Origin of the sequence: Amycolatopsis iheyensis (assembly GCF_024703995.1) — a bacterium.
GTDB classification, from domain to species: Bacteria; Actinomycetota; Actinomycetes; order Mycobacteriales; family Pseudonocardiaceae; genus Amycolatopsis; species Amycolatopsis iheyensis.
Genome location: NZ_JAMXQV010000012.1, coordinates 204,800 through 226,175, shown reverse-complemented (window position 1 = coordinate 226,175; position 21,376 = coordinate 204,800). Strand labels below are relative to the sequence as shown.

Genomic DNA, 21,376 nt, shown 5'->3' with positions numbered 1-21,376 from the left:
GTCCGTCGGCTGCTTCGCACGGCCGACGCCGTGGGGATGACCAAGGGGAGTGGGAATGCTGTCGTTCAAGATACTGGGGCCGGTCACCGCCGAAACCGGGGGCGGGGAGTTCTCCGTCGGCGGACCGCGGGAGCGCAAGGCGCTGGGGGTGCTGCTGCTCGACGCGAGCCGGCCGACCCCGGTCTCGCGGCTGGCGGACGTGCTGTGGGAAGGACGGCCACCGCGCAGCGCCGGGGCGCAGATCCGCAACGTCGTCGCGATCCTCCGCCGCAGCATCGCCGAAGCCACCGGCGAGGCCGCGCCCATCCGGCGCTCCGGCCAGGACGTGACCATCAGCGTGGCCGCGGGTCAGCTCGACCTCGCCGTGTTCCGGGAGCGGACCCGGGTGGCCACGGGCCTGGCCGCGTCGGGAGACCGGCACGGTGCCGCCGAAGAACTGCGCCGCGGGCTGGCGCTCTGGCGAGGTCCGCTGTTCGGCGACGCCGGGTCGAGCGCGCTCGACATCGATGTGTACCAGCTGGAAGAAGAGCGGCTGGCGGCGCTGGAGCACCTGCTCGAGCTCGAAGTGGCCGTGGGCCGTTCGCGGGTCGTCGTGGGCGAGCTGGCGGCGCTCACCGCACGCTATCCGTTGCGGGAACGGCTGATCGAGCTGTACATGCTCGCGTTGCACCGGTCGGGCCGGCGCACGGCGGCCCTGGAGGTCTTCGGTCAGGCCCGGGCGCGGCTGCGGGACGAGGCGGGGCTGGATCCCCGGCGCGAGCTGGTGGCGCTGCACGCCGCGGTGCTGCGGGACGAAGCCGGAAGCGGCGTGCTCGCCCGGCCGTAGCGCTCGTTCCCGTGCGATCCCGATACGGCACCCGCTTAGCGTCGGAAGCAACGGACGGGACGGCGAGTGACGAGGGAGCGGCGCGTGCGAAGGGGTTTACGGACATCTCGGCGACCGGCTGCCGCCGGCGGGCTCGACGTGGTCCTCGCCACGATCGCGTCCGACTCGCACACGTGGAACCTGATCTTCCTCGAACTGCTGCTGCGCGAATGGGGACACCGCGTCGTGAACCTCGGCCCGTGCGTGCCGGATGCCTTGCTGCGCGGGGAATGCCAGGCGCGACGGCCGGACCTGGTGGTGATCAGCACGGTCAACGGCCACGGCGCCGACGAGGGGGCCCGGCTCGCGCGGACCCTGCGGGCGGCGCCCGGGCTCGGCACCGTGCCGCTGGTGATCGGCGGGAAACTGGGGACCGGGCAGGAAGATCCGCTCGTGTCGGCCAGGAACCTCGTCGACGCCGGGTTTTCGGCGGTGTTCGGGCACGACAACGGCGGCATGGCCCGCTTCCGCCGGTTCGTGGACCGGGTCGGGGCGGGTGCGCGGTGCTGACCGGAAGCGACCCCGCGCCGACGGGGAACGCGTTCGCGGACTTCGTTTCCCGCGCGCACCGGGCGGGGCGGCTGGTGGTCCAGCCGCGGATGGGGTTCAGCGACCCGCGCGTCATGCGCTCGGCGCTGCTCGCGGTCCGGGGCGCCGCGGCGACGACCGCGGGCACGCTCACCCTCGACAGCTACACCCGCGTCGGCGACCACGAGTCGGCGCGCCAGGCTCTCGTCACCGGCACGCCGCTGAACGGCTACCCGCTCGTGGCGCACGGCCGCCGGACGAACCGCGCGGTGCTGACCGGGGTGTCCGATGTGGACTTCCCGGTCCAGGTGCGGCACGGTTCGGCGATCCCGCAGCGCATCATGACGGCGTTGCTGCGGGCGGGCCTCGACGCCACCGAAGGCGGACCGGTTTCGTACTGCCTGCCCTACGGCCGGACGCCGCTGCGGCATTCGGTGCGGAACTGGGAAGAGAGCTGTGCGGTGCTCGGGCAGCTGCGTGAGGCCGGGATCGAGCCGCACGTGGAGACGTTCGGCGGGTGCCTGATGGGGCAGCTGTGCCCGCCCAGCCTGCTGGTGGCGGTGAGCCTGCTCGAAGCGTTGTTCTTCAAGCAGCACGGGCTGCGGACGGTCTCGCTGAGCTACGCCCAGCAGGCGAACCCGCAGCAGGACCGGGAAGCGTTGCGGGCCTTGCGCACGCTCGCCACCCGGTACCTCGGCGACATCGACTGGCACCTGGTCGTCTACGCCTACATGGGCTTGTTCCCGCGCACCGGCGCGGGCGCGCTGCTCCTGCTCGAAGAAGCGGCGAAGCTCGCGGTCGAATGCGGCGCCGCGCGGCTGATCGTCAAGACCGTGGCCGAGTCGGCGCGGATCCCGTCCGTCGCGGAGAACGTCCAGGCGCTGGAGACGGCGAACCTCGCCGCGCTGGGGACGAGCCGGCTACCCGAGCCCGCGGGGCCCGAGTCCGGCGTGCTGGCCGAGGCGGGCGCGCTCGTGCGCGGCGTGCTGGAGCTCGACGGCGACGTCGGGCGGGCCCTGGTGGAGGCGTTCCGGCTGGGCCGGCTCGACGTGCCGTTCTGCCTCCACCCGGACAACGCCCGCCGGACCCGCAGCCACCTGGGCGCCGACGGCCGGCTGTCCTGGGCCGACATCGGCGGGCTGCCGATCGGCGACGTCACGACCGCCCGCGGCGGGCCCGCACCCGGCTCCGCGGAGCTGTTGTCCGCGCTGTCGTTCGTGCGGGACGAGTTCGACCGCGCCGCGGCGGCGCGGTCAGGGAAGCAGTGGCGCACCACCACACCGATCGGGAGGACGACATGACCGAGCAGAGCCGTGACCCGGGCGCGCACCTGCGCAGCCCGGCCACCCAGGCCGTGCTGCGGATCCAGGGCCGGATCGTGGCCGCGGCGCGCGAATGCCTGCGCGACGCCGGGTTCACCGAGCTCCTGCTGCCCGTCATCGGCCCGGTCACCGATCCGGGCGGGCGCGGGTCCAAGCAGGTCGACGTCGACTTCTACGGCCACCGGTACAAGCTGATGACGAGCGCGATCCTCTACAAGCAGGCCGCGCTGCTCGGGTTCGAGCGGATCTTCACGGTGGCGCCGAACGTCCGCCTCGAACCACTCGAAACCCGCGACACCGGCCGGCACCTCGTCGAGTTCCACCAGATCGACGTCGAGGCCGCGGGCGCGTCCCGTGAAGAGCTGATGACGGTCGCCGAAACCGTGGTGCGCCACGCGGTGTCCGCGGTCGTGCGCGACGCGGCGGCGGACCTGGCCCTGCTGGGCCGGGACCCGGCGGCCTTCGTCGAGCTGCTGGCCCAGCCGTTCGACCGGCTCACCCACACCGACGCGGTGGCCGACCTGCGGCGGTTCGGTCACGACCAGAACCCGGACGCGGAGCTCGACTGGGCCGGCGAGGCGTTGCTGTCCGGCAAGGCCGGACGCCCGTTCTTCGTCACCGGCTACCCCAAGGGCGCGCGGGGCTTCTACGACCGCGAAGACGAGGACGAGCCCGGCCGGCTGCGCAACTTCGACCTGATCGCCCCGGAGGCGTTCGGTGAACTGGTCAGCGGCGGCGAGCGGGAACACGACTACGCGCGGATCGTCACGCGGATGCGGGAGACCGCCGAGAACCCGGCCAAGTACGGCTGGTACCTCGACCTGGTGCGCCAGGGCATTCCGGCCAGCGCCGGGTTCGGCCTCGGCCTCGAACGGCTGACCCGCTACGTCGCCGGGCTCGACGAGGTGTGGCAGGCGAGCGCGTTCCCGAAGCTGGCCGGGGTGGTGTCGCCGTGACCGGCCTGCGGGCCGCGGGCTTCCCCGAGGCGGCCGTCCGCGAGCGGGCCCGGTCCGGCGCCGCCGCGGTGTTCCCCGCGGAGGAGGAGTACGGCCGTGGGCTGTTCGGCGCCGTCGCGGACCGGAGCGGGGCTGACGCGCTCGACGCGCTGCGCCTGGTGCCGCCGGTCTTCGTGCCGGAACGGCTGGAGAAGCTGATCGACCTGGGCCGGGAGCCCGGGCACGAGGACGTCGCCCTGGACACCGACATCGGCGGGTTCTCCGCCGCGTTGCCGCTCTACGTCTCGGCGTTCGGCTCGACGCGCGCCGGCTCGTCGCTCGCGATCGCCCTCAGCGCGCAGGCCGGAGCACTCGGGATCCCCTTGGTGATCGGGGAGAACGTCGTGCCGACCGACGGCTCTCGGTCCGAAAAGGACGGTGCGCGGGGGCTGATCGCGCGGCTGCTCGCGTACGCGGAATCCTCGAGCGGCACGAGCGGCGGCGTCGCGGTCCAGCAGAGCACGGAGGACGCCGACGCCGAGGTGTGGAACCTGGTCTACAGCGCGCCGGAGGCCCAGCCGCTGCTGGCGTCCGGGCGGCTGGCCTTCGAGCTCAAGGTGGGACAGGGCGCGAAACCCGGGCTGGGTGGCATGGCCATTGTGGACGCGGCAGCGGAGACCGTGGCCGCGGGCCGCTACCGCTCCGCCGACGTCCTGCGCGACGGCCGCCGCGTCCTGCGGTGCGCGACCGCGGGGACGTTCACCGAGGAGATCCTGCGCCAGCAGGTCCGGTTCATGCGCAACAACTACCCGCGGGCCCGGGTGTGGGTCAAGCTCCCGCCCGGCCGGGACGTCGGCGCCGCGTCGGCCATCGCCTGGGCGGCGGGTGCGGACGTGGTGACCGTGGACGGCGCCGAGGGCGGCACGGGGTGGGCGCCGAAGGCGGCGCTCGAGCACGCCGGGTTGCCGCTGGCCGAATGCCTCGAGCGGATCGACCCGGGTGAGTCGTGCCTGCTCGTGTCGGGCCGGATGTGGGAAGGCGCCCGGGTGGTCAAGGCGCTGGCGCTGGGAGCGCGCGCGGCCGGCCTCGGGCGGGCGGCGCTGCTGGCCGTCGACGAGGACCCGGCAGCCGGGCTGACCCGCCTGGTGGCCTGCCTGCGGCTCGAGCTGCAGCTGCTGGTCAGCGCGCTCGGCAAGTACTCCGCCCGCGCGCTGCGGGTCGAAGACGTGTGGCGGCCCGGCGAGCCGGCGGCGGCCCGGGAGGTGGGGAAGCGCGATGACGAATCCGTTCGATGACGGCGACGCGCGGTACGTGCTGGTGGTCAACGAGCTCGGGGACACCGCCCTGTGGCCGGCGGACCACGCGGTCCCCGGCGGCTGGTCACGGCGGCACGGACCGGCGAGCCGGGCCGAGTGCCTGCGGGAGGCCGACGCGTCCGGACGGACCCGGCCGGTGCCGCTCCCGCCCGATCCCGCGCTTCGCGTGCACCAGCTCTTCGAACAGCAGGCGGCGGTCACGCCCGACGCCGTGGCGCTGCTGTTCGCCGGGACGCGGCTGAGCTACGCCGAGCTGAACGACCGGGCGAACGTCTTCGCCCACCGGCTCCTCGCCCGGGGGGTGGGCCGCGGCGACGTCGTCGGGGTCCACCTCGAGCGCGGCATCGAGCTGGTCGTCGCGCTGCTCGCCGTCCTCAAGACCGGCGCGGGGTACGCCTTGCTGGACCCGCACTTCCCGGTCGCGCGGCTCGACGCCGCGTTGGCCGACAGCGGCAGCGCGCTCGTCGTGTGCTCGCCGCGGCTGCGCGGGCAGCTGGCCGCGGAACCCCTCGTCATCGAGCCACCGCAGGCCGGCGAACCGGCTCCCGGCACGGTCAACCCCGCTGTGCCCGGCCACCCCGCCGACACCGCCTGCGTGATGTACACGTCGGGCTCGACGGGGCGGCCCAAGGGCGTCGCGGCGCCGCACCGGGCCCTGCTCGGCACCTACGCCGGGCAGACGTACGCGAAGTTCGGCCCGGGCGAAGTGTTCCTGCAGTGCTCGCCGGTGTCCTGGGACGGGTTCGCGCTCGAGCTGTTCGGCGCGCTGCTCTTCGGCGGGGCGTGCGTGCTGCAGCCGGGGCAGAACCCGGACCCGGCCGCGATCGAGGAACTGGTCGCGGTGCACGCGGTGACGATGCTCCAGCTTTCGTCGAGCCTCTTCAACTACCTGGTCGACGAGCACCCGGCGGCGTTCACCGGCGTCCGGCTGGTGTTCACCGGTGGGGAGGTGGCTTCGGCCGAGCACATCGCCCGCGCGCTCGGCCGGTTCCCAGGGCTGCGGGTGGGCAACGGGTACGGTCCGGTCGAAAGCATGGGGTTCACCACCTGCCACCCGGTCGGCCCCGACGATTTCACGGGCGAGCCCGTGCCGATCGGGAACCCGGTCGAAAACAAACGGCTGTATTTGCTCGACAACCGCCTCGAACCGGTCCCGGACGGGGAAACCGGCGAAATCTACCTGGCCGGCGCCGGACTCGCGAACGGATACCTGGGCCAGGCGGCGCGCACGGCGGAACGGTTCGTGCCCGACGTCGTGCGGGCGGACGGGAGCCGGATGTACCGCACCGGCGACCTCGGCCGGCGACGGCCCGGCGGGACGCTGGACTTCCGCGGCCGCGGCGACCTGCAGGTCAAGATCCGCGGGTTCCGCGTCGAACCCGGCGAAGTCGAAGCAGCGCTCGCGAAACACCCGGACGTCGGCCGGGTCGCGGTCGTCGTGCGGGAGGACCGTCCCGGAGCGCGTCGGCTCGTCGCCTACGTCGTCGGCCGCGCGGGCGCGGCGCCACCACGAGCCGGCGAACTGCGTGCGCACGCCCGCAAGACGTTGCCGGAGCACATGGTGCCGGCCGGGTTCACGATGCTCGCCTCGTTGCCGTTGACCGCCAACGGAAAACTCGACCGGGCCGCGTTGCGCGCGCTTCCCGCCGCCGCCCGGAACCGGCGCCGTCCGGTCGCCTGAGGCGTTTCGCCGGGCCGTTTCCAGAATGCGCCGCCGATACGCGGCGACTTTATCTTCGAAGAAGCCTCAGCTCGTTTCGTGGTGAAGGGGAGCCGTCTTGAGTGACCGATTCGTGGTCGTCGTGAACGACGAAGAGCAGTATTCGATCTGGCCGGCGGAGCGCGCGCTCCCGGCGGGCTGGCGCGAGAGCGGGTTCACGGGGAGCCGGGCCGACTGCCTCGCCCACGTGGACGAAGCCTGGCGCGACATGCGCCCGGCGAGCCTGCGTCGCGAAATGGAGCGGGCGTGACCGCCGAAAGCCTGCTCACCTCGGCGCCGGCCCGGACGGCCCTGGTGCACCGGATCGTCGCGGAGTGGGCGGAACGACGGCCCGGGGCGCTCGCCGTCGCGGACACCACGGGACGCCGGCGGACCTACCGCGAACTCGACCGCGGTGCCGACGCGGTGGCGCACCGGCTCGCCGCACTCGGCGCCGGACCGGAAACCGTGGTGGCACTGGCTTTCGAGACCGGGGTCGAGGTCGTCACGGCGATGCTCGGCGTGCTCAAGGCCGGCGCGGCCTACCTGCCGCTGAGCCTCGCGGACCCGCGGGAGCGGCTGGAGTTCCTGCTCGAAGACGCGGGCGCGCGGTTCGTCCTGGCCGACGCGGCCGGCTCGGAACGCTTGTCCGGCACCGGGATCCCGGTGCTCGAACTCGACGACGACGTGGCGGGCGAGCCGTTCACCGCGCCGGTCTCCGGCGACGCGCTGGCGTACCTCATCTACACCTCCGGCTCGACCGGGCAGCCCAAGGGCGTCGGGGTCACGCACGCGAACCTGGCCGCCTACGTCGACCAGATCCTCCCGGTGCTCGGGGCGGAGCCGGGCGAGGTCTTTTCGATGGTCCAGCCGGTCACCTTCGACTCCTGCCTGACCGTGCTGTACCCGGCGCTGGCGAGCGGGGGCGCGCTGTGGCTGGTGCCGCCGGAACGCGCTGCCGACGCCCGGTGGCTGGCGGAGCACTTCCGCGACGCCGGAGTCGACCACGTCAAGATCACCCCGTCGCACCTGGCCGCGTTGCATCAGAACGGCGACCCGGCCGCGGTCATGCCGCGGCGGACCCTCCTGCTCGGCGGGGAACCGTCCACCCGGGAGTGGTTCACCGGGCTGCGGAGCCTGCGGCCGGGCTGCGCCGTCGTCAACCACTACGGCCCCACCGAGACGACCGTCGGCGTCGCGGCGTTGACGGACCCGTCGGCGGCCCGCCCGCCCGGTCCCGGCACCCCGCTCGGCCCGGCCATGCGCAACGCGAGCCTGTACGTGCTCGACGAAGCCGGTGTTCCGGTGGCCGACGGCGAAGCGGGGGAACTCTGCGTCGGCGGCTCGACCGTCAGCCGCGGGTACGTCGGCCGTCCCGCGGCGACCGCGGCCGTGTTCGTCCCCGACCCGTTCGGGGACGTCGCCGGGGCGCGGCTGTACCGCACCGGGGACCGCGTCCGCCGTCGCGCGGACGGCACCTTCGACTTCCTCGGCCGCGCCGACGACCAGGTGAAGGTGCGCGGCTTCCGGGTCGAGCCGGCCGAAGCCGCCCGGGCGTTGCGCGAGTGCGATGGCGTTGTGGACGCCGTCGTCGTCCCGGTGCGCGACGAGGCAGGCGGGCACCGGCTCGCCGGGTACGTGCGGGCGTCGGCGGGCACCACTTCCGACGCCGTCCGCGCCGAGGCCGCGCGGCGGCTGCCGGCCCACCTGGTGCCGGAGTCCGTCCGGATCGTGGCGTCGTTCCCGTTGACCCGGCACGGCAAGCTCGACCGCGCCGCGCTGCCCGCGCCGGAGTTCCCCGCGCCGTCCCCGGCCGGGCCGCTCGCGGGCACCGCCGGCCGGCGCGTCGCGGCGATCTTCGCCGACCTGCTCGGCCGCCCGTCGGTCGAGGAGTCCGAGAGCTTCTTCGACCTGGGCGGGCATTCGCTGCTGGCGGCCAAGCTGATTTCCCGGCTGCGCGCGGAGTTCGCCGTCGAGGTCCCGGTCAAGCTCGTGTTCGAGGCGCCGACGCCGGCCGGGATCGCCGCGCGGCTGCGGCCCGAGGACACCGGGGACGTGCTGCCCCCGGTGCGCCCGGCGTCGCGCACGGAGCCGATCCCGGCGTCCCCCGGCCAGCGGCGGATGTGGTTCTTCAACCAGTTCGCGCCGGAAAGCGCGCTGTACAACACGAATCTCGCGGTGCGCATGCTCGGCGCGGTCGAGCTGACCGTGCTCCGCGACTGCGTGAGCACCCTGGTCGAGCGGCACGAAGTGCTGCGGACGCGGCTGGTCGCCGACGGCGACGAGCTCGTCCAGCTGATCGAAGCCGCGCCGGTGCTCCCGTTCGAGGAGGCCGACCTGACGGACTGCGCGGAGGACGAGCTCGACGACGAGGTCCGCCGGTTCGTCGAGAGCTACAGCGAGCGCCCGTTCGACCTCACCGCCCGGATCCCGGTCCGGGTGCTGTACCTGCGGCTGGCCGAGGACGAGCACCTGCTGCTGCTGAGCCTGCACCACGTGGCGACGGACGCGTCGTCGATGGTGCTCCTGCACCGCGAGCTCGGCGCGTTGTACGCCGCGAAGCTGGCCGGCCGGGAGGCCGGGCTGCCGCCCGTGGCCGCCCAGTACGCCGACTACGCGGCCTGGCAGCGGGAAGTCCTCGCCGGCGACGCGTGGGCCGGACAGCTGGAGTACTGGCGCCGCCGGCTCGCGGACGTCCCGCGCCGGCTCGAGCTGCGCACCGACCGGCCCCGGCCCGTCGAAGGCGGGGCCGCCGGCTCGCGGGTGCGGTTCGCCGTGCCCGACCGGACGGTCGAGAAGCTGCGGGCGCTGGGCGCCCCGGCGGGGGCGACGCTGTTCATGGTCCTGTTCGCCGGCACGCTCGTCGCGCTGCGCGACCTGACCGCCCAGGAGGACATCGCCGTCGGGGTGCCCACGGCCTTTCGGCCGCGGCCGGAGCTGGAAAGCACCGTCGGCTACTTCGGCAACCTGGTGGTGCTGCGCACGGACGTCTCCGGTGCGCCGACGTTCCGCGAGCTCGTCGGGCGGGTCGCCGAGACCGCCGTTTCGGCGATGGCGAACCGCGACCTGCCCTTCGAAGCGCTCGTCGAACAACTCGCGCCGCGCCGGAGCTTCGCCGAGACCCCGTGGGTCAACGTCATGTTCGCGCTGGCCTCCGAAGAACGGGAGCCGGTCGTACTCGACGAGGTGACCTTCCAGGCCGAGCCGGTGGACACCGCGACCGCCGCGGCCGACCTCGCGGTGCTCTTCCAGCAGACGGCGGCGGGGTGCGCGGCGGAGGTCGAGTACCGCACCGACCTGTTCGACGAGGCGACCGTGCGGCGGTTCGCCGACCGGCTCGGGCGGGTGCTCGAAGCCGTGGCTGCCGAGCCGGAGCGCGCCGTCACCGAGTTCGCCGACCCGGACGTCCCCGCCGTGGGGCCCGCCGCGGAACTCTTGGTGCCGGCGGCCGACCTCGACGAGTACGTGGCGCCGGCCACCGACCTCGAACACGAGCTCTGCGCCCTGTGGGCCGAGCTGACCGGGACCGACGACATCGGGACGGCGGACGACTTCTTCGCCGTGGGCGGGCATTCGCTGATGGCGGCCCAGGTCGTCCAGCGGATCCGGCACCGTCACGGCGTCACGCTGCCGCTGCGCTGGTGCTTCGACCAGCCCACGGTCGCCGAGCTCGCGCTGCTCGTGCTCGCCGCGCAGCTGGGCGGCCGTGCCGACGGTGACCGGATCCTGGCCGATGTGGAGGGGGACGACCGATGACCGAGTTGCTGGAGCGGCTGGCTTCGCTGACCGCGGACCAGCGGGCCGCGCTCGAACGGCGTGTCCGCACGACGCCGGCCGAACCGGCGCCCGCACCGGTGGCCACCGGCGCGCGCCCGCCGCTGTCCCACACCCAGCAGCGGCTGTGGTTCCTGGACCGGCTCGACCCGGACGGCGTGGGCTACAACACCTTGTCCGCCTGGGAGCTCGTCGGCGACCTCGATCGCGACGCCCTGGTGGCCGCGTTCGCCGCGGTCGTCGAGCGGCACCCGGCGCTGCGCACGGTCTTCCCGGACGATGGCGGCGAACCCTGGCAGCACGTGCTGCCCGCGGCCACCGCGCCGGTGGAGTTCGACGAGCCGGCCGGCGCGTCCGAGGACGACCGGCGCGCGCAGGCCGCCCGGATCGCGCGGCAGGAGGTCCGTCGCCGGTTCACGCTGGCGACGGGCCCGCTGGCCCGGCTCAGGATCGTGCGGATCGGCCCGCGGGAGCACCACCTCCTGCTCACCGTGCACCACATCGTGCTCGACGGCTGGGGGCTGTCGATCCTGCTGACCGACCTCTTCCGCGCTTACGAGGACCTCCGCGCCGGGCGAGCGCCGGCGTGGGCGCCGCTCACAGCGTCGTACGCGGACTTCGCGGCCGCGCAGCGGGCAGCCGGCGTCGACGAGGCAGGGCTGGCCCACTGGCGGGACGCGCTCGCCGGGCTGCCCGCGGTCCTCGAACTGCCGGCCGACCGGCCCCGGCCGCCGCGGCCGAGCCTGCGCGGGCACCGGGTCACCCGCTGGCTCGACGCGGACCTCACCGCGGGCCTGCACCGGTTGGCGCGCAAGGAGAACGCGACGCTGTTCACCGTGCTGCTGGCCGGCTGGCAGGTGCTGCTGGCCCGCTACACCGGACGCTCGGACATCCCGGTCGGCACGCCGATTTCGATCCGGCCGCCGAGCCACGAAGGGGTCGTCGGGCTGTTCCTCAACACCGTCGTCCTGCGCGGCGACCTCGCCGGAGACCCCGCGTTCGCCGACCTCGTCCGGGCCACGACGACCACCGCGTTCGAGGGCTACGAGCACCGGGGCGTGCCGTTCGAGACCCTCGTCGACCGGCTCGGCGTCGAGCGCGACCTCAGCCGGAACCCGCTCTTCCAGGTGATGCTGGCGTTGCAGAACACGCCGCCACCGCCACGGCGGGCCGCTGGGTTGGAGATCACCGCCCTGCAAGTGGACACCAAGGTCGCGAAGTTCGACTTGAACCTGGGCGTCACCGAGGTCGACGGCCGGCTCCGGTGCGACCTGGACGCGGCGGCGGACCTGTTCGACCTCGAGCGCGCCGAACGCGTTTGCGAACACCTGCGGGAGCTGCTGACCGCCGCGATCGCCGACCCCGGGCTGCGGGTGTCCGAACTGCCGCTCCTGACGACGGCCGAACAGACAGCGATCGACGAGTGGAACCGCACGAGCACGACGTTCGGCAGGCAGATGCTTTCGGAACAGTTCTTCGCCCGGGCGGCGGAGACCCCCGATGCCCCGGCACTCGGGTGCGAAGGCACCTGGCTGACCTACGGCGAACTCGTGTCCCGGGTGCGCACGCTGGCCGCCCGGCTGCGCCGAGCCGGCGCCGCACCGGACACGGTGGTCGGGGTCTGCCTGCCGCGAGGTGCCGACCAGGTCGTGGCCATCCACGCGGTGCACGCGGCGGGGGCCGCGTACCTGCCGCTGGAACCGGGCTACCCGGCCGAGCGGCTCGAGTTCATGCTCGGCGACGCGAAACCGGTCGCGGTGGTCACCGAAACCGCGCTTGCCGCGCGGTTCGACCGGCCGCTGCTGGTCGACGCCGACGTCGCGCCCGGGCCCGGACTCGAACAGCCGGTGCCGGTGCCGCCCGACTCGCTCGCCTACGTGATCTACACGTCGGGTTCGACCGGCCGGCCCAAGGGCGTCGGCGTCTCGCACCGCGCGATGGTGAACCGGCTCGCGTGGATGCAGGAGTACTTCCCGCTCACCGCGGCGGACCGGGTCCTGCAGAAGACGCCGTTCAGCTTCGACGTCTCGGTGTGGGAGTACTTCTGGGCGTTCGCGACCGGGGCGAGCCTGGTCGTGGCGAGTCCGGACGGTCACCGCGACTCGGGCTACCTCGCCGGGCTGATCGAACGCGAGCGCGTCACCACGGTGCACTTCGTGCCGTCGATGCTGGACGCCTTCCTCGACGAGCCGGACCTGGGCACCCGCCTGCCGGGGCTGCGGCGGATCTTCTGCTCGGGTGAGGCGCTGCCCGCCGAGTTCGTCGCCAGGGCGTGTGCGGCGCTGCCGGGGACCGAGCTGCACAACCTGTACGGCCCCACCGAAGCCGCGGTCGACGTGACCTGGCAGTCGTGCCGGGGGCTCGCGCGTGACGGCGGCGTGCCGATCGGGAAGGCCGTCGCCAACACGCGGCTGGAGATCGTCGACCCCGCGCTGCGTCGGGTGCCGGTGGGGGTGCCCGGCGAGCTGTGCCTCGGCGGGGTCCAGCTCGCCCGCGGGTACCTCGGCCGCCCGGGCCTGACCGCCGAGCGGTTCGTCCCGGACCCGTACGGCCCGGCGGGCGAGCGGCTCTACCGCACCGGCGACCTCGCCCGGTGGCGGCGGGACGGGACCGTGGAGTACCTCGGCCGGCTCGACCACCAGGTGAAGATCCACGGGTTCCGGATCGAGCTCGGGGAGATCGAAACCGCGCTGCTGGCGGAGCCGGACGTCCGCGCCGCGGCGGTGCTGGCCGGCGACGGCCGGCTCGTCGCCTACGTGGTCCCGGAACCCGGGACCGGCGAGGACGCCGACTGGGCCGGCCGGCTGCGGCGGTCGCTACCCGAGCACTGCGTGCCCCGGCACTGGGTCCGGCTCGACCGGATGCCGGTCACCGCCAACGGGAAGCTCGACCGGGCGGCGCTGACCGCGCTGTCGCCGTCGGTCCCGGCCGGTGGCTCGGCCACGCCGCTGGCGCCCGGCGCCGAAACCGTGATCGGCGCGGTCTGGGCCACCGTGCTCGGCGTCACCGGTCTCGGCGCCGAGGACGACTTCTTCGCTGTGGGCGGGGATTCCATCCGGAGCCTCAAGGTGCTGTCCGGGCTGCGGGAGGCCGGCTACGCGGTCACCCTCGCCGAGCTCTTCACCCACCCCACCCCGCGCGCGCTCGGCCGGCTGCTCGCCGGGCGCGGCGGGCAGGCGCCGTCCGGAGCCGGACCGGCCCGCACGGCCTTCGCCATGCTCACCGCGGCCGACCGGGCCCGGTTGTCGGCCACCGACCGGGAGGACCCGTCGTGATCGAAGACGCTTATCCGCTCGCCGCACTGCAGTCCGGCATGCTCTACCACGGCCTGAAGGAAGCCCGCACGGCCATGTTCCACGACGTCTTTTCCTTGACGCTGGCGGGCCCGTTCGACTACGCGACGCTGCAGGCCGCGGTCGACGCGGTGCTCGCCCGGCACCCGGTGCTGCGCACGTCGTTCGACCTGACCGGGTTCTCGGAGCCGGTCCAGCTCGTGCACGACCGGGTCGAGCTGCGCATCGAGGTGACCGACCTCGCCGCGGTGAGCGCCGCCGAAGCCGGCGAAGCCCTGCGGCAGTGGCGCACCGACGAGCAGTTCCGCGGTTACGACCTCACCGCCGCGCCGCTGCTGCGGGTCGCGGTGCACCTGCTGCCCGAAGGCCGGTTCACCCTCAACATCAGTTTCCACCACGCGATCCTCGACGGCTGGAGCGCGGCGAGCCTCGTCACGGAGGTCTTGCGCCGGTACAACGACAGCCTGCGCGGCCGGACGTCGCCCGCGGTGCCGCTCGAGGACAGCTACGCCGATTTCGTCGCCGCCGAGCGGGCGGCGGTCGAGTCCGCCGAGACCGCGGAGTTCTGGCGCGACGTGGTCACCGGCAGCCCGGCGACCCGGGTGCCGCGGTGGCCGGGGCACCCGAGCGACGGGCCGACGGTGTGCGAACACGCCTCCGCCGACCTCGACCCGGAGCTCACCGAGCGGCTCGTGAAGGTCGCCGAACGGCTGCGGGTGCCGCTGCGCGCGGTGCTGCTCGCCGCGCACGTGCGCGTGCTGGGCCTGCTGAGCGGGGAAACCGAGGTGCTGACCGGGATCGTCGCGCACGGCCGGCCCGAAACCGCCACCGGCGACCAGGTGCTCGGGCTGTTCCTCAACATGGTCCCGGTGCGGGTCCGCCTCGACCGGCCCAGCTGGGCGGAGCTGATCCGCGACGTCCACGCGGCACAGGTCGCCCTGCTGCCGCACCGGCGCTTCCCGTTGTTCGAGATCCAGCGGCTCGCGGGACGCTCGCCGCTGTTCGAGACCGGCTTCGACTACCGCGACTTCCACGTCTACGACACGCTCGACGACGACGCCCCGGTCACGCTGGTCGAGCGAGACCACCGCGAGACCACCGACATCCCGTTCGCCGCCGCGTTCGCCCGCTCGCGCGACCACGGCGGGCTGGTCATGATGCTTTCCCACGACCGCACGCAGTTCCCGGCGGCCCAGATCGCCGAGGTGCTCGACCGGTACCTCGCGGCGCTGGGGGAGATCGCCGCCGACCCGGCCCGCGACCCGCGGCCCGCCGAGCCCTTCCTCGCCGGCGACCCGGCCCGGATCGAGGAGTGGAACGACACCGCGGTCACGTTCACCCGGCCGGCCGCGATGCACGCGCTCGTGGCCGGAGCGGCCGCGGCCACGCCGGACGCCGTGGCCGTCGTCGACGAGCACGGCGCCACGACCTACGCCGAGCTCTGGCGGCGGGCCGGCGCGCTCGCCGCCCGGCTCGAAGCGGCCGGCGCCGGCCGTGAGTCGGTGGTCGCCGTCGGCCTGCCGCGGACGGCGTCAGCCGTCATCGCGATGCTGGCCGTGCTGCAGGCCGGCAGCGCGGTGCTGCCGCTCGACCTGGGCCATCCCGACGCGCGGCTGGCCGAGCTGATGGCCGCCGCGGGCGCGGACCTGCTGGTGACCCGCGCCCGGCTGCGTGACCGGTTCGCGAGCGCGCAGCAGGTCGTCCTGGTCGACGCTGTCGAGGAGGTCGCCACGGGCCTGAGCCCGGCACCCGCCCCGCGTTCGCCCGCGTCGCTCGCCTTCGTCCTGTTCACCTCCGGGTCGACCGGGCGGCCGAAGGGCGTCATGCTCTCGGACGAGGCGGCCGCGCACCACCCGCTGGTGGCGGCGGCGAGCCTCGGGCTCGGCCCGGACACCCGGATGGCCCAGCGTTCGCCGTTGAGCGTCGACGCGTCGCTGGCGGAGCTCATCACGGCGTTCGCGGCGGGCGGCGCCGCGGTCATGGTGCCCACCGAGACGGTGGTGGACCCGGCGGCGTTCGAACAGGCCTGCCGGGACTTCGGGATCACGACCGCGATCCTCGTCCCCAGCCTGCTCGCGCCCCTGGTCGAAGCCGGGACGCTCGCCCGCTGTCCGTCGCTGCGGCAGATCGCTTCGGTCGGCGAGGCGTTGCCGCGCGCGCTCGCCGAAGCGTTCCTCGCACAGTCGGACGCTCGGCTGCACAACCTCTACGGGCCGACCGAGGCCGGCATCGGCGTCACCGAGTTCGCCGCCCGCGCCGGGCAACCCGGCGACGTCGTGCCGATCGGGCCGCCGAGTGCGAACGTCCGGGCCCGGGTGCTCGACGCGCGGGGCGAACCGGTGCCGGTCGGCACGCCGGGTGAGCTCCACGTCAGCGGGCGGCAGCTCGCCCGCGGCTACCTCGGCCGGCCGGGGCTGACGGCGGAGCGGTTCGTCCCCGACCCGTTCGCCACCGAGCCCGGGCAGCGCATGTACCGGACCGGCGACCTGGTTCGCTGGCTGCCCGACGGCGTCCTGGAGTTCCTCGGCCGCGCCGACGGCCAGCTGAAGATCCGCGGCGTGCGGACCGAGCCGGGCGAGATCGAAGCCGTGCTGCTGGAGCACCCGGACGTGGTGCAGGCGGTCGTCGTCCCGCACCAGGAGGGCGACCGGGATCCCGTGCTCGTGGCGTACCTGCGCTGGACCGGGGAGCTGTCCCGGCCCGCGGCCGTCCTGCGCGCGTTCCTGTCCGACCGGCTGCCGCGGGCGCTCGTGCCGACCGCGTACGTCGTGCTCGACGAGCTTCCGTTCCTGCCCAGCGGAAAGGTGGACCGGGCCGCGCTGCCCGCGCCGTCGCTCACCCCCGGCGGTGACCGGCTGCCGCCGCGGGACCTGATCGAGGGGCGGCTGGTCGCGTTGTGGGAGGAGACGCTCGACCTGCCCGAAGTGGGGGTCCGGGACGACTTCTTCGCGCTGGGCGGGCACTCGCTGAGCGCGTTGCGGCTGACCATGCGGATCCGTCAGGAGTTCGGCCGCGACATCGCGATGGACGCGCTGCTGTCCGGCCCGACCGTCGAGCAGCTCGCGGCGGTGCTCCGCGCCCCGGAGCTCCTCGCGCCGTCGGTGCCGGTGGTGCCGCTGCGGGCCACCGGGAAGAAGCCGCCGCTGTTCTTCGTGCACGGCCTGGGCGGCCAGGTCTTCCGCTACCACAAGATCGCCAAGCACCTCGGCGAAGACCAGCCCGTGTACGGCATCCCGGCCCGCGGCTTCGGCGCGCAGGAGGAACCGCACCCGAGCGTCGACGCGATGGCGGACGACTACGCCCGGCGGATTCTCGAAGCCCGTCCGGAAGGGCCGTATTTCGTGGGCGGGTTCTGCGTGGGCGGCAACCTTTCACTGGAAGTCGCCCGCCGGCTGCGCCGGGCCGGCGCCGAGGTCCCCCTCGTCGTCGCCTTCTGGTCGCACGCCGACAACCCGATCTCACCCGACCTCTACGACGACACGACGTTGATGATGTACGCGCTGGCGGACGGGCCCTTCGAGATCGACCGGGAGAGCCTCGCCGGGCTGAGCGCCGACGAACAGCTGCTGGCCGTCGTCGAGGGGGCCGGGCGGCGGGGCGACCTCAACCCCGCGGTCACCGATCTGGACCAGGCCCGGCGGATCATGCGGGTCTACCGGTCGAACGCGATGGCGCTCGGCGGCTACCGGCACGAGCCCTACGACGGGGACATGGTGCTGCTGAAGCCGGTCGAAGACGACGACTTCCCGATCGAGGACGACTTCAGCTGGGGCGAAGTCGTGCGGGGCGAGCTGCGCCTGGTGCCCATCCCGGGCAGCCGGGGGAATGTTGCCGACGAGCCGCAGGCCGGTGGGGCCGCGGCGATCCTGAAGGGCCTGATCGACGGTGTCCAGTGAACTGACCGAGCTCGACGCGCCGCGCCCGGAGGACCGGGCGCCCAAGACGCTGTGGCGCCAGCCCGACTTCTTGAAGCTCTGGGCGGGGCAAAGCCTGTCGCTGATCGGGTCGGAGGTGACGGTGGTCGCGCTGCCCTTGGTGGCCGTGGCCGTCCTGCACGCGACGACCGCCCAGATGGGGGTGCTGACGGCGCTGGGCCGGGCTCCCTACATCCTGATCCTGTTCGTGGGGGTGTGGGTGGACCGGGTCCGGCGCCGTCCGCTGCTCGCCGGCTCCGACCTGGGCCGGGCGTTGCTGCTGGCTTCGGTGCCCATCGCCTACTTCGGCGGTCAGCTCGGCATGGGCTGGCTGTTCGTGGTCATGCTCCTGGTCGGGTTCCTGACGGTGATCTTCGACGTCGCCTGGGCGGCCTACCTGCCGTTCCTGGTCGACCGCCGCAACCTCGCCGAGGGCAACAGCAAGCTGCAGCTGAGCATGTCCACGGCCGAGGTGGCCGGGCCGGGGCTGACCGCGATCCTGCTGCGCTGGCTCTCGGCGGCGACGGTCGTCCTCGTGGACGTCGTGTCGTTCCTGGTTTCGGCGGTCCTGCTGGTGCTGATCCGCAAGCCCGAGGAGCCGCCGAGCCGGAACACCGAGAAGCAGCCGGGAGTCCTGCGGTCCATCCGCTCCGGGCTCCGTCTCGTGTGGACGGAGCCGCTCCTGCGCCCGACGCTCCTCTCGACCGCGTTCTTCATGTTCTTCGTGCCCGGGATCCAGGCGCTGTACTTCGTCTTCACCTACCGCGAGCTGCACCTGTCGGCGAGCACGATCGCGGTGGTGCTGACGCTCGCCGGGCCCGGTGCGATCGTCGGCTCCATCCTGGCGCCGCGGCTGATCAAGAAGATCGGGCTGGGCCGGATGTGCGTGATCGCCGCGCTCGGCGGCAACACCTCGTACCTGCTCGTGCCGCTGGCCGGCGGGCCGCCTTGGCTGGCCGTCGGGATGCTGGGCGCCGCCCAGGTCCTGTTCGGCTTCACGATGCCGCTCGGCGGGATCAGCGTCACGACGATCCGCCAGGCCATCACGCCGGACGACATGCAGGGCCGGGTGGCGGCGACGTTCCGCGCGTTCGGCCTGGGCCTGGCGCCCTTCGGCGCGCTCGCGGCCGGGTTCGCGGGCGACGTCATCGGGCTCCGCACGACGATCCTCGTCGGCGCGGTCGGTGTCCTCGTGCCGATCTTCTTCCTGCTGCGCTCCCCGCTGCCGAAGGTCCGCGGCGAGGAAGACCTGGTGAAGGTGGGCTCGTGAGCCGGGCCGCGGTGGCGCGCATCTGGGCGGAGGTGCTGCGCGTGCCGGAACCCGGCGCGCACGACGACTTCTTCGTGCTGGGCGGGGATTCCATCGCCGCCACCCGGCTGATGGCCCGGCTGCGCGCGGAGCTGCGGATCGACCTGCCGGCGACCGCGGTGTTCGGTTCGCCCGTGCTGGGGGAGCTCGCCGAGCTCGTGGCGGGCGCCGACGTGCTCCCGCCGGCCGCGCCGCCGCGCACGGACCCGGCGGAGCTGTCGGCGGCCCAGCGCCGGCAGTGGTTCCTCGAGCTGTTCTCCGAAGGCGCGCCGTCGTACCACATCCCGCTGGTCCTGCGGATCCGCGGACCGCTCGACACCACGGCGCTGCGGGCGGCCGTGCGCGACCTGGCCGCCCGGCACCGGATCCTGCGTACGCGTTACCCCGACCGGGACGGGGAGCCGTACGCGGTGACCGACGACGCCGGCGGGTTCGCCGTCGGGATGGCCCGGGTGCCGCCGGACGAGGCCGGCGCGTGGGTCCGGGCGCGGGTCCGCGCGCCGTTCGAGCTCGCCACCGGTCCCGTGTTCCGCGCGGCGATCGGGCGGACCGGGCGCGCCGACCACGTCTTGGCGATGACCGTGCACCACATCGCCGCGGACGGCTGGTCACGCCGGATCCTGCTCGACGAGCTGGGGGAGCTCTACGCGTTCCACCGGGGACTCGGCCCGGCGCCCGCCGCCGCGCCCCCGCAGTACGCGGACGTCCCCCAGCGGCCGCCGACCGAGGCCGACGTGACGTGGTGGGCAGAGGAGCTGCGTGGGGCGCCCGACCGCACCACCTTCCCGGCCGCCCGGCCCCGTCCGGCCGTGCTGACGGACGACGGCGCGACCATTCCGTTCGACCTGGGCGCGGACCTTTCGGCGGCGGTGCGGGCGCTGGCCCGGTCGTGCCGGACCACGACCTACACCGTGCTGATGACCGCGCTGCAAGTACTGCTTTCCCAGGAGACGGGCGAGACCGACGTCGTCGTCGCGACGTCGGTCGCCGGCCGCGACGACGCGGCGGCCGAGCCGGTCGTCGGCTGCTTCATCAACACCGTCGCGATCCGGGCCGACCACTCGGGGGATCCGGTCGTGACCGAGCTCGTCGGCCGGGTCCGGGCCGCCACGATGGGCGCGCTGGACCACGCGCACGTGTCCTTCGACCGCGTGGTCGAGGCGGCGGACGTCCGGCGCGATCCCGCGTACCGCCCGCTGTTCCAGGTCATGCTGACCGTCCACAACGAACCCGTGCCGGACCCGGCGCTGGCCGGGCTCGAGGTCACCTGGCTCGACGTGGACACCGGTGGCGCCAAGTGCGACACCTTCTTCGCCGTGACCGACGACGGGGGGCCGTTGACCGGCGCCCTGACCTACCGCACCCAGCTCTACGACCACTCCGACGCCGTCCGGCTGGCCGGTCGCTTCCGCGCGGTCCTCGCCGCCGTGGCCACCCGGTCCGGCCGGCGGGTTTCGGAGCTCGGCACCGCACAACCGGAGGGAACCCCAGATGACTGACGAAAAGCTGAGCCACGGCGGGACCACGCTGACCGTGCTGAGCGCGACGAGGGCGGAGCTCCCGGACCGCCGCGCCGAGATCGAGGCGGCGTGCCTGCGCGACGGCGCGGTCGTCGTGCGGGGGCTCGGCGTCGCCGAGCCGGCGGACCTGCACGAGGTGGTGAGCGGGTTCGGCGCGCCGCTGGACAGCTACCGCGGCGGCAACACGCCACGGAAGTCGCTGGCCGACGGCGTCTTCACCTCGACGGAGTACCCGGCGCAGTTCGAGATCTCGTTGCACAACGAGCTTTCCTACGCTGCCGCGGCGCCGCGGCGGCTCTACTTCGCCTGCCTGCTGGCCGCCGAGACCGGCGGCGCCACCCCGGTGTGCGACGGCCGGGCGCTGCTCGCGGACCTCGAACCCGCGGTGCGGCACCGGTTCGAGGACAAGGGGGTCCGTTACCACCAGCTCCTGCACGGCGGGCACGGCTTCGGCAAGTCGTGGCAGGAGACGTTCGAGAGCGACGACCGCGCCGTCGTGGAGTCGTTCCTGGCGGCGTCGCGGGCCACGTGGAGCTGGACCCGCGAAGGCGGCTTGCGCGTCGCGCAGAACCGCCCGGGCGTGCGGCGGCACCCGGAAACCGGTGAGCCGGCGTGGTTCAACCAGGCCGAGCAGTGGCACCCGTCGAGCCTGCCGGCCGAAGCCGCCGAGGCGATGCTGGCCCTGGCCGGCGTCGAGGAGGACCTGCCGCAGTGGGTGACCTACGGCGACGGCACCCGGATCCCCGACGCGGACCTGGCCCAGGTGCGGGCGGCCGCCGAGCGCAACAAGCTCGTCCGGCCGTGGCGGGCCGGTGAAGTGCTGTTCGTGGACAACGTGCTGGCGCTGCACGGGCGTTCGCCATACACGGGCCGGCGCCGGGTCACCGTCGCGATGACCTGA

At 74.1% G+C, this 21,376-nt stretch carries 13 protein-coding genes; all 13 read left to right on the top strand.

Annotated elements, in window-relative coordinates; genetic code table 11:
- The first annotated feature begins 55 nt into the window (after positions 1 to 55).
- The 13 genes from M8542_RS23400 (at position 56) to M8542_RS23340 (ending at position 21,376) form a co-directional block, all read left to right on the top strand.
- Positions 56 to 826 carry an AfsR/SARP family transcriptional regulator gene (locus tag M8542_RS23400; RefSeq protein WP_257922349.1) on the top strand — a complete coding sequence of 257 codons (771 nt, stop codon included), beginning with the start codon at positions 56 to 58 and terminating at the stop codon, positions 824 to 826.
- Between the two features lie 84 nt (positions 827 to 910).
- Positions 911 to 1,375 (top strand): cobalamin B12-binding domain-containing protein, encoded by a 465-nt coding sequence (locus M8542_RS23395; protein ID WP_257922348.1) that lies wholly within the window; start codon positions 911 to 913, stop codon positions 1,373 to 1,375.
- The gene (locus tag M8542_RS23390; RefSeq protein WP_257922347.1) at positions 1,369 to 2,694 is read left to right on the top strand and encodes a methylaspartate mutase; all 1,326 of its coding nucleotides are present in this window, start codon (positions 1,369 to 1,371) and stop codon (positions 2,692 to 2,694) included. The genes M8542_RS23395 and M8542_RS23390 overlap by 7 nt, the downstream gene beginning before the upstream one ends.
- Entirely contained in the window at positions 2,691 to 3,671 is a 981-nt protein-coding gene (locus M8542_RS23385) for an asparagine synthetase A (RefSeq protein WP_257922346.1), read from the top strand. Before M8542_RS23390 ends, M8542_RS23385 begins: the two co-directional genes overlap by 4 nt.
- Complete coding sequence (locus tag M8542_RS23380) at positions 3,668 to 4,945, top strand: glutamate synthase-related protein (protein WP_257922345.1); 1,278 nt, start codon at positions 3,668 to 3,670, stop codon at positions 4,943 to 4,945. The genes M8542_RS23385 and M8542_RS23380 overlap by 4 nt, the downstream gene beginning before the upstream one ends.
- Positions 4,926 to 6,647: an amino acid adenylation domain-containing protein gene (locus M8542_RS23375; RefSeq protein ID WP_257922344.1), complete on the top strand. Its 1,722-nt coding sequence runs from the start codon at positions 4,926 to 4,928 to the stop codon at positions 6,645 to 6,647. Before M8542_RS23380 ends, M8542_RS23375 begins: the two co-directional genes overlap by 20 nt.
- Positions 6,648 to 6,744: 97 nt before the next feature.
- On the top strand, positions 6,745 to 6,936 hold the full coding sequence (locus M8542_RS23370) for an MbtH family protein (protein ID WP_257922343.1): 192 nt from the start codon (positions 6,745 to 6,747) through the stop codon (positions 6,934 to 6,936).
- Positions 6,933 to 10,421: a non-ribosomal peptide synthetase gene (locus M8542_RS23365; RefSeq protein WP_257922342.1), complete on the top strand. Its 3,489-nt coding sequence runs from the start codon at positions 6,933 to 6,935 to the stop codon at positions 10,419 to 10,421. The genes M8542_RS23370 and M8542_RS23365 overlap by 4 nt, the downstream gene beginning before the upstream one ends.
- A complete protein-coding gene (locus tag M8542_RS23360) occupies positions 10,418 to 13,714 on the top strand; it encodes a non-ribosomal peptide synthetase (RefSeq protein WP_257922341.1) in 3,297 nt (1,098 codons plus the stop codon). The genes M8542_RS23365 and M8542_RS23360 overlap by 4 nt, the downstream gene beginning before the upstream one ends.
- Positions 13,711 to 17,628 (top strand): non-ribosomal peptide synthetase, encoded by a 3,918-nt coding sequence (locus M8542_RS50400; RefSeq protein WP_257922340.1) that lies wholly within the window; start codon positions 13,711 to 13,713, stop codon positions 17,626 to 17,628. Before M8542_RS23360 ends, M8542_RS50400 begins: the two co-directional genes overlap by 4 nt.
- A complete protein-coding gene (locus M8542_RS23350; RefSeq protein ID WP_257922339.1) occupies positions 17,618 to 18,916 on the top strand; it encodes an MFS transporter in 1,299 nt (432 codons plus the stop codon). The genes M8542_RS50400 and M8542_RS23350 overlap by 11 nt, the downstream gene beginning before the upstream one ends.
- Positions 18,913 to 20,454: a condensation domain-containing protein gene (locus M8542_RS23345; RefSeq protein ID WP_257922338.1), complete on the top strand. Its 1,542-nt coding sequence runs from the start codon at positions 18,913 to 18,915 to the stop codon at positions 20,452 to 20,454. Before M8542_RS23350 ends, M8542_RS23345 begins: the two co-directional genes overlap by 4 nt.
- Complete coding sequence (locus M8542_RS23340) at positions 20,447 to 21,376, top strand: TauD/TfdA family dioxygenase (RefSeq protein ID WP_257922337.1); 930 nt, start codon at positions 20,447 to 20,449, stop codon at positions 21,374 to 21,376. Before M8542_RS23345 ends, M8542_RS23340 begins: the two co-directional genes overlap by 8 nt.